This is a genomic window from Staphylococcus sp. EG-SA-2 (assembly GCF_017152085.1).
Map to the genome: position 1 here is coordinate 1 of NZ_JACYHC010001249.1, position 9,506 is coordinate 9,506.

Annotated in this window: 9 protein-coding genes; 3 read left to right on the forward strand and 6 right to left on the reverse strand. The window is 32.7% G+C overall.

Going from position 1 to position 9,506, the window contains the following annotated elements:
- Nucleotides 1–46 precede the first annotated feature (46 nt).
- The 3 genes from cshA to IDG60_RS20275 all read right to left on the reverse strand — a co-directional run bounded on the left by cshA (nt 47) and on the right by IDG60_RS20275 (nt 4,527).
- A complete protein-coding gene (gene cshA, locus IDG60_RS20265) occupies nt 47–1,567 on the reverse strand; it encodes a degradosome RNA helicase CshA (protein WP_001178942.1) in 1,521 nt (506 codons plus the stop codon).
- 516 nt (nt 1,568–2,083) lie between these two features.
- Nucleotides 2,084–3,442 carry a UDP-N-acetylmuramoyl-tripeptide--D-alanyl-D-alanine ligase gene (locus IDG60_RS20270; RefSeq protein ID WP_000611464.1) on the reverse strand — a complete coding sequence of 453 codons (1,359 nt, stop codon included), beginning with the start codon at nt 3,440–3,442 and terminating at the stop codon, nt 2,084–2,086.
- 14 nt (nt 3,443–3,456) lie between these two features.
- Complete coding sequence (locus IDG60_RS20275) at nt 3,457–4,527, reverse strand: D-alanine--D-alanine ligase (RefSeq protein WP_000159634.1); 1,071 nt, start codon at nt 4,525–4,527, stop codon at nt 3,457–3,459.
- Between the two features lie 317 nt (nt 4,528–4,844).
- Here IDG60_RS20275 and IDG60_RS20280 point away from each other — a divergent pair, with 317 nt between their 5' ends.
- Nucleotides 4,845–6,047, forward strand: a complete 1,203-nt coding sequence (locus IDG60_RS20280) for an FtsW/RodA/SpoVE family cell cycle protein (RefSeq protein WP_001109939.1) — start codon at nt 4,845–4,847, stop codon at nt 6,045–6,047.
- 263 nt (nt 6,048–6,310) lie between these two features.
- Here IDG60_RS20280 and IDG60_RS20285 read toward each other — a convergent pair whose 3' ends face one another.
- The 3 genes from IDG60_RS20285 to csoR all read right to left on the reverse strand — a co-directional run bounded on the left by IDG60_RS20285 (nt 6,311) and on the right by csoR (nt 7,090).
- Nucleotides 6,311–6,448 carry an Lmo0850 family protein gene (locus IDG60_RS20285; protein WP_000828354.1) on the reverse strand — a complete coding sequence of 46 codons (138 nt, stop codon included), beginning with the start codon at nt 6,446–6,448 and terminating at the stop codon, nt 6,311–6,313.
- 127 nt (nt 6,449–6,575) lie between these two features.
- Complete coding sequence (csoZ, locus tag IDG60_RS20290; protein ID WP_000581793.1) at nt 6,576–6,785, reverse strand: putative copper chaperone CsoZ; 210 nt, start codon at nt 6,783–6,785, stop codon at nt 6,576–6,578.
- 11 nt (nt 6,786–6,796) lie between these two features.
- Nucleotides 6,797–7,090, reverse strand: a complete 294-nt coding sequence (gene csoR, locus IDG60_RS20295; protein WP_000138932.1) for a copper-sensing transcriptional repressor CsoR — start codon at nt 7,088–7,090, stop codon at nt 6,797–6,799.
- A gap of 165 nt (nt 7,091–7,255) precedes the next feature.
- On the opposite strand from csoR, the gene cls reads away from it, so the two are divergent.
- Nucleotides 7,256–8,740 carry a cardiolipin synthase gene (gene cls, locus IDG60_RS20300; protein WP_000571549.1) on the forward strand — a complete coding sequence of 495 codons (1,485 nt, stop codon included), beginning with the start codon at nt 7,256–7,258 and terminating at the stop codon, nt 8,738–8,740.
- A gap of 27 nt (nt 8,741–8,767) precedes the next feature.
- Entirely contained in the window at nt 8,768–9,415 is a 648-nt protein-coding gene (locus IDG60_RS20305) for an HD domain-containing protein (protein WP_001187630.1), read from the forward strand.
- Nucleotides 9,416–9,506: the final 91 nt, after the last annotated feature.

Here is a 9,506-nt window from a genome sequence, read left to right on the forward strand (position 1 = left end):
AAAAAAGAGCTCAAGACATTACATCTTTAAGCTCTTAATCTATAAATTATTTTTGATGGTCAGCAAATGTGCGACCTTTCATAGGTCTGCTTCCACCGCTGCTCTTCTCTTTACGGTCGAATTTTTTTGTACTTTTCTTTTTACTTGAGTATCCTTTTGAACGTTTACTCTTACTGTCAAATTTAGGATTACCACGCTTACTATTTCTGTTACGAGAACCGCTTGGTTTACCGTTACGGCCTTTGCGAGATAATGGTTTTTCAAAAGTTAATTGAACTTCAACTTCATCGTTCGCTTCTACTAACTCTTGTAAAAGTGCAGCAACTAAATCAACATCGTTATATTCATTTAACAACTCTGTAGAAATGCGTTTCAAGCGTGATTCTGACTCTTTAGACATCCAGTTTTCAACTTTTTCTTTGATGTCATCTTCACGTGCTTGAAGTACTTCTTTACGATGAGGTGGACGAAGTGCACTCATTTTTCTACCGTTTGCATCTTCAATTTGTCTGATATAATCCATTTCGATTGGATTAACAAACGTTACAGCGATACCTTCTTTACCAGCACGACCCGTACGACCAATACGGTGTGTATAGCTTTCAGTATCTTGAGGTATATCAAAGTTATAAACATGACTCACACCAGAAATATCTAGTCCTCTTGCTGCTACATCAGTAGCGACTAAAATATTAATTTGGTCATTTTTAAATTTCTTTAATACTTCTAAACGTTTCGCTTGTGTAATATCACCATGTAAGCCTTCAGCTTTATATCCTTTAGAAATCAAAGCACTTGTTAATTCATCAACACGACGTTTTGTACGTCCGAATACGATTGCTAATTCAGGTTGATGAACATCTAGGAAATTTGTAAATGTATCAAATTTCTCTAATTCTTTAACAATTGTATAGAATTCTTCGATTTGTGGATCAGACATTTCATTATTCATTGTCTTAATGATTTTTGGTGATTTCATAAATTGTTGTACTAAAGCTTGGATTGCTTTAGGCATTGTAGCTGAGAACAACATTGTTTGACGTTGTACTGCTGGAATTTTATCCATAATAAATCTCATATCATCGATGAATCCCATATTCATCATTTCATCAGCTTCATCTAAAATCAAAGTATGAATTCCGTCCGTTTTTAATGTGCGACGATTTAAATGGTCGATAACACGCCCAGGTGTTCCGACTACGATTTGTGGGCCTTTTTTCAAGGCTTTAATTTGGCGTTCGATAGGCATACCACCGAATACAGTAACAACTTGGACACCTTGTCCACGGCTAAATTCTCTTAATTGTTCAGCTACCTGCATTGCCAATTCTCTTGTAGGTGCTAAAATCAACGATTGAACCCCTTGTTTCCCTACTACTTTCTCAATTAAAGGAATACCGAATGCTCCTGTTTTACCTGTACCGGTTTGAGCTTGCCCAAGGATATCAATTCCTTGTAACGCATAAGGGATACTGTCTTTTTGGATAGGTGTCGGCTCTTTAAATCCCATTGATTCAAGTGACTGAACCGTATTATCCGAAATCCCTAGTTCTTTAAAATTTTGCAAAATAATTCTCCTTTTTACCTGTTTATTTCTCAATATACTTTTGCATATAAGTTCATTAATATTTCATCAACTTCTATATAGTACCACCAAAAAAATTTAATCGCAATAAAGCAATTTGCGAATATTTATTAGAATCACATTAATTGATTGTCATATTTTTGTCAAAAAGCTAGCATTAGATAAGATGTAAGCGTTACGCATCATTCGAATAATCATTATAAAAAATTTTTTATAAAATACGTATATCGTTAACATTCCACAACAAATTTTACTGAAACACATGTGAAATTAGACATTATAATACTACATCTTTTTGTAAAACATTATATAAACATTCAAACTACTTCCTATATAAAGTGTGTACATAGAATTAACCTTGATTTAGTTTCAAATTTATAGATTTAACATAAAAAGAAAAAGGCAATTTTGTATTTACACACAAAACCACCTCTTCTTTGTAATCTTTTAGTATTAATTCAAATCATTTTTATAAGTAAAAGGTCGCTCGACTAATCTCTATGAAATTAAAGCATTTACAACTTCTTCTAACTTCATACCACGTGATCCTTTAACTAATACACGGTCATGCGCTTTTAAATCGCTTGTTAAAACTTCTATCATATCGTCTTTAGAATTGAAGTGTTGTGCTTTTTCGACATGTTGCTGGCCCGAATCATAAATATACTTCGCTTCATTACCAAACGTATACAACACATCTATATGCTTTTCTTCTAAATAATTACCTACACCGATATGCATTTCTTTGCTATTTTCACCTAATTCTAAAACATCTCCTAAAATTAGAATGCGACGCCCTGTCAAAGTACCCAGTGTATCAATAGCTGCTCTCATACTTGTAGGACTTGCATTATAGGCATCATTTATCACAGTAATATCATTTTCTAATGTATGTTGCTCCATACGCATACCAGTTAAGCTGACATTTTTTAAATTTTGATAGATTGTGTTATATGTCAAACCTAATTCATGACCAACCGCAATGGCAATCGTCGCATTTTTCATATTATGCTTTCCTAATATTGGCAGATCGTAATGTTCTTTATTATTAATCGTAAATGAAATACCTGTAGTATCTCTATCATCAACAGAACAAACTAATGCATTATCAGTAGCAACACCAATACTAATACATTTTGCATTTTCAACTTCTTTAACATGTGGTTTCAATAATGGTTCATCGCCATCATATATAAACGTACCATTATCTTTTAGACCTATTGTAATTTCAGATTTAGCTTTAGCAATCCCCTCGCGCGAACCTAAATCTTGCATATGTGACTCACCAATATTAGTTATAACTGCAATATCTGGTTGAGCGAGGTTTGACAGAAATTCAATTTCATGGAAACCTGACATCCCCATCTCCAATATTGATATTTCAGTATCATTATCTAATTCCAAAATAGTTAAAGGTAAACCAATTTCATTATTGTAATTACCTTGCGTTTTCTTAACTTTAAATTCGGTATGCAATACACTTTCAATCATATCTTTAGTCGTTGTTTTACCATTAGACCCTGTGACGGCAATTACTTTAGGGTTTACATGTCTCAAGTAAGCTTGTGCCAATTGTTGTAATGCCGTTAATGTGTCTTCAACCCATATAATAGGCCCGCTTACATTTTCATCTATAGGTGTCCCTCTTTGATAAAAAGCAGCCCCAGCACCATCTTGTAATGCTTTAGAGACAAAGCGATGACCGTCAACATTTTCACCTTTAAATGGTATAAATAACATATTTTTAGAAATTGCTCGTGAATCAATTGTGACTCCATTTATCTCTTGATTTAAAAATTGATCTTCAATTTCACAAGGAATCCATGATTGAATTTGCTTTAATGTAACATTAATCATAATAACAACCTCAGTTAGTCAATTTTGTATTTATTTTTCTGTTTATCCTGGTGACGTTCTTTAGCAAGCTCGATAAGTTTTGTAATCAATTCTGGATAAGATAAGCCCATATTTTCCCATAACTTTGGATACATACTGAAAGCCGTAAATCCAGGCATTGCATTTGTTTCATTAATATATATTTGGTTGTCTTCTGTTACAAAGAAATCAGCACGGACTAAACCAGAACAATCTGTCGCTTTGAATGCCTCTAATGCCATATTTCTAAGCGTTAATTGAACATCTTCGTCTAAGTCAGCTGGAATTTGTAATTGAACCTTACCATCTTTATATTTTGATTTGTAATCGTAAAACGCGACATCTTTTACGACTTCACCTGGCCATGTCGCTTCAGGATAGTCATTTCCTAAAACTGCTACTTCAATTTCACGTGCGTTAACGCCTTGTTCTATAACAAGCTTACGGTCAAATTGGAATGCTTCTTTAACACCTTCTTTAAGTTCCGCTTCATTATTACATTTACTGATACCTACACTTGACCCTAAGTTAGCAGGTTTAACAAAGACTGGGTAATTTAATTTATCATTTACTAATTTTAAAATGTTATGTTCATATTTTTCATATTCAGAACGTAAGAAACTAATATAAGGTAACTGTGGTAACCCTCGATGTTCAAATAATTGTTTCATTACAAGTTTGTCCATAGAACTTGCAGCTGACAATACACCATTTCCTACATATGGTACATCCAAAACTTCAAAAAGCCCTTGAATCGTGCCATCTTCACCATTAGGACCATGTAATAATGGGAATACTGCATCGTATGGTTGTCCTGAACTACTTTCTTTCAATAGCTGTGAAATCTCAAGCGCCTCTCCATTTTCTAAATGAAGCTCATCAGTAGATTTAATTTCAGCTGTAATATTATTTTGCTTTCTCCAATCACCATCATTGGTAATATAAATGATATCAACATGATATTTGTCTTTATCTATTGCATTTAATACATTTTGTGCTGTCAGAATCGATACTTCGTGTTCTGCACTTTTCCCTCCAAAAACGATACAAATATTTTCTTTTGTCATTTCGTTTTCCTCCAATGATATATCAGGGTTTGCTACCTTAATATAAATTAATATTGATTTAGTCCTATTGTTAATTGATTTATTCGCATCTTTGAATCTTAATAGTATCACATTTTAATGCTATTTTGCATTTTAAAAACGAGGACTTATGTGTCTGTATCTATGTTGATTCATTTATAATCAGAACAATATTCCCTTCTATTTTATTCCTAATTCAAATTGAAATCTATAGCTGATATCACTGTGATATTCTAGCTAATTTTTAAAAAGTCATGTAAAATTGATATAAACATTAGTGAGTATAAAAGGAGTTTGCAATGAATTATTCATCTCGTCAACAGCCGGATAAGCATTGGCTTCGCAAAGTAGACTGGGTATTAGTAGCCACTATAGCTGTTTTAGCAATTTTCAGTGTTCTGCTTATTAACTCGGCAATGGGCGGTGGTCAATACAGTGCTAATTTCGGTATCAGACAAATTTTTTATTACATTTTAGGTGCAATTTTTGCAGGTATCATCATGTTTATTTCACCTAAAAAGATTAAACATTATACATATTTATTGTATTTCTTAATCTGTCTATTATTAATAGGCTTGCTCGTTATTCCTGAGTCACCTATTACACCTATTATCAATGGTGCCAAAAGTTGGTACACGTTTGGCCCTATCAGTATTCAGCCATCTGAATTCATGAAAATTATTTTAATTTTAGCATTAGCGCGTGTCGTTTCTAGACATAATCAATTCACATTCAATAAATCATTCCAAAGTGATTTGTTATTATTTTTCAAAATTATTGGTGTCTCGTTAGTACCAAGTATTTTAATATTACTGCAAAATGACCTAGGAACTACATTAGTATTAGCTGCTATTATTGCAGGTGTGATGTTAGTAAGTGGTATAACATGGCGTATCTTAGCACCTATCTTTATTACAGGTATTGTTGGTGCAATGACAGTCATTTTAGGTATTCTATATGCACCCGCATTAATTGAAAATTTATTAGGTGTCCAACTGTATCAAATGGGACGAATCAATTCATGGCTTGACCCCTATACATATAGTAGTGGTGATGGCTATCATTTAACTGAATCACTTAAAGCTATCGGTTCTGGACAGTTACTAGGTAAAGGATACAATCACGGTGAAGTTTATATACCTGAAAATCATACTGACTTTATCTTTTCAGTGATTGGAGAGGAACTTGGCTTTATCGGTTCTGTCATATTGATCTTAATATTTTTATTTTTAATCTTCCATCTAATAAGATTAGCTGCGAAAATTGAAGATCAATTTAACAAAATCTTTATCGTTGGTTTCGTCACTTTACTTGTGTTCCATATTTTACAAAATATTGGTATGACAATTCAGTTGTTACCAATCACTGGTATTCCATTACCATTTATTAGTTATGGTGGTAGTGCGCTATGGAGTATGATGACTGGAATAGGTATAGTCTTATCAATTTATTATCATGAACCAAAACGATATGTCGATTTATACCATCCAAAAAGTAATTAATTTAAACTATTTTGAGTTTCAAATATCATAACTTTTCAAGATGACGTTATATAGTCTATTTACGTCGTCGATTTAAAATGTCATATATAGATATTACTCGATAATAACAATCCCTCTTTGAAGTACACATTGTAAAATGTACACTCTAAAGAGGGATTTTGTTATATAGTACTTGCTTTCATTTTAGTAAATCCAGTCAAAAAAGCTATCATCGAATAGTCCGACGATAGCTTTAACGGTGTGTGATTCACAATCACAGTCAATTATTTTAATTCGTGACTTACTTTATTAGATGCTGGCAAAGTATTAATAATGTCTAAACGAGATTTAGTTTTTTTAATATTCACACCTAATGATGACAATAGTTTGACTACATTTTGAATCTTTTCAGGACGTTTCATTATTATCACCTCGTTTGGATCGCTTTCAATATTATCTTACCCTATTCGACATACCTTTACTACATCATTTACAAAATTTTTAATTTATTTTCAAAATTAAAATCTATAGCGCACTCTACATTATACCCTAAATTACAATTTTGTATCCTTCATCATAGATTTCTTTTTCAATACTATTCAAATTTGCTGGTGTCTCATACGATACAGTTACTTGACCATCTATTATATTAATATTCACTTGATGAACACCTATCATATTTGAAATGCGTTCTGTCAATTGACTTACTTGTTCTTCTGTTTCAATTCCCGCTGTGTAAATCGTATTTTGATGTATCATCTTAAACTCCTTTAGTCTTTAATCAATTTTTGAAAAGTCACTAATAACTCTTCCATTGCCTCTTCCTGAGCACCTTGATTAACTTTATTCATAATACAACTTTTCATATGTTGTTCTAATAACTTTATCGCAACACTGTTTAACGCCGAACGTGTCGCTCTTATTTGCGTAAGGACATCATCACAATAGACATCTTCTTCAATCATGCGATTAATCGCTCTCACTTGTCCTTCAATTCGATTTAAACGTGATTTAAGATTCGTTTTTATTTGTTCAGAATGATGTGCATTATCTTGTTCAGTCATAGCATTCACTCCTTCATTTACATTCCTTACTATACTATATCCCATAAAACACAACGTCAACACAAAGTGTGTTTTTCAAACTAAATTGTCATGATATTTAAATTGCTTCATGATACAATTAATAAGATATACTACTCGTTTAAGATTTTCGATGGGAGGTTTCAAATGATAGAGTTATTATCCATTGCACTCAAGCATTCTAATATTATTTTAAATTCAATATTTATTGGTGCATTTATTTTAAACTTATTATTCGCCTTTACCATTATTTTCATGGAAAGACGTTCTGCCAATTCTATCTGGGCTTGGTTACTAGTCTTAGTTTTCTTGCCTTTATTCGGCTTCATTTTATACTTACTATTAGGACGACAAATTCAACGTGACCAAATTTTCAAAATTGATAAGGAAGATAAAAAAGGATTAGAGTTAATCGTTGATGAGCAATTAGCTGCTTTAAAAAATGAAAACTTTTCAAATTCCAATTATCAAATTGTAAAATTTAAAGAAATGATTCAAATGTTGTTATATAATAACGCAGCATTTTTAACAACAGACAACGATTTAAAAATATACACAGACGGCCAAGAAAAATTTGATGACCTAATACAAGACATCCGTAATGCTACTGATTATATTCATTTTCAGTACTATATTATTCAAAATGATGAATTAGGTCGTACCATTTTAAATGAACTTGGTAAAAAAGCGGAACAAGGTGTAGAAGTTAAAATTCTTTATGATGACATGGGTTCTCGTGGACTGCGTAAAAAAGGCTTACGCCCGTTTCGCAATAAAGGTGGACATGCTGAAGCATTTTTCCCATCAAAATTACCTTTAATTAACTTGCGTATGAACAATCGAAACCATCGAAAAATTGTTGTAATAGATGGGCAAATTGGATATGTTGGTGGTTTTAATGTTGGTGATGAGTACTTAGGTAAATCAAAAAAATTCGGCTATTGGCGAGATACGCATTTACGAATTGTCGGGGATGCAGTGAATGCATTGCAATTACGATTTATTCTAGATTGGAATTCACAAGCCACACGTGACCACATCTCCTATGATGATCGTTATTTCCCAGATGTAAATTCTGGTGGAACAATTGGCGTTCAAATAGCTTCTAGTGGTCCTGACGAAGAATGGGAACAGATTAAATACGGCTATTTGAAAATGATTTCATCTGCTAAAAAATCGATTTATATTCAATCTCCCTATTTCATACCTGATCAAGCCTTTTTAGATTCTATTAAAATTGCGGCATTAGGTGGTGTTGATGTCAATATCATGATTCCTAATAAACCTGACCATCCGTTTGTTTTTTGGGCTACTTTAAAAAATGCAGCATCCTTATTAGATGCCGGTGTTAAAGTATTTCACTACGACAATGGCTTTTTACACTCAAAAACACTTGTTATAGATGATGAAATTGCAAGTGTGGGAACAGCTAATATGGACCATCGCAGTTTCACATTGAATTTCGAAGTCAACGCTTTTATTTATGACCAACAAATTGCCAAAAAATTAAAACAAGCTTTTATAGATGATTTAGCAGTATCTTCTGAATTAACAAAAGCACGTTATGCTAAGCGAAGTCTTTGGATTAAATTTAAAGAAGGTATTTCACAATTATTGTCACCTATCTTATAAAATAGAAATATGAGGAGTGTAACTTTAATGCAACAATCAGACGTCATTAGTGCTGCCAAAAAATATATGGAATCTATTCATCAAAATGATTATACAGGCCATGATATTGCGCATGTATATCGTGTCACTGCTTTAGCTAAATCAATCGCTGAAAATGAAGGTGTTAATGATACTTTAGTCATTGAACTCGCATGTTTGCTTCATGATACCGTTGACGAAAAAGTTGTAGATGCTAACAAACAATATGTTGAATTGAAGTCATTTTTATCTTCTTTATCACTATCAACCGAAGATCAAGAGCATATTTTATTTATTATTAATAATATGAGCTATCGCAATGGCAAAAACGATCATGTCACTTTATCTTTAGAAGGTCAAATTGTCAGGGATGCAGATCGTCTTGATGCTATAGGCGCTATAGGTGTTGCACGAACATTTCAATTTGCAGGACACTTTGGTGAACCAATGTGGACAGAACATATGTCACTAGATAAGATTAATGATGATTTAGTTGAACAGTTGCCACCATCTGCAATTAAACATTTCTTTGAAAAATTACTTAAGTTAGAATCTTTAATGCATACAGATACGGCGAAGATGATTGCTAAAGAACGTCACGACTTTATGATGATGTACTTGAAACAGTTTTTTACGGAATGGAATTATCACGACTAGACATTGAAGTTGTAGTATGATGATGCGATGTAATGGCGTGTTGTTGTGGAAGCTTGGTGTCATGCCATGTTACTTTGATGTGTTGTTGTGG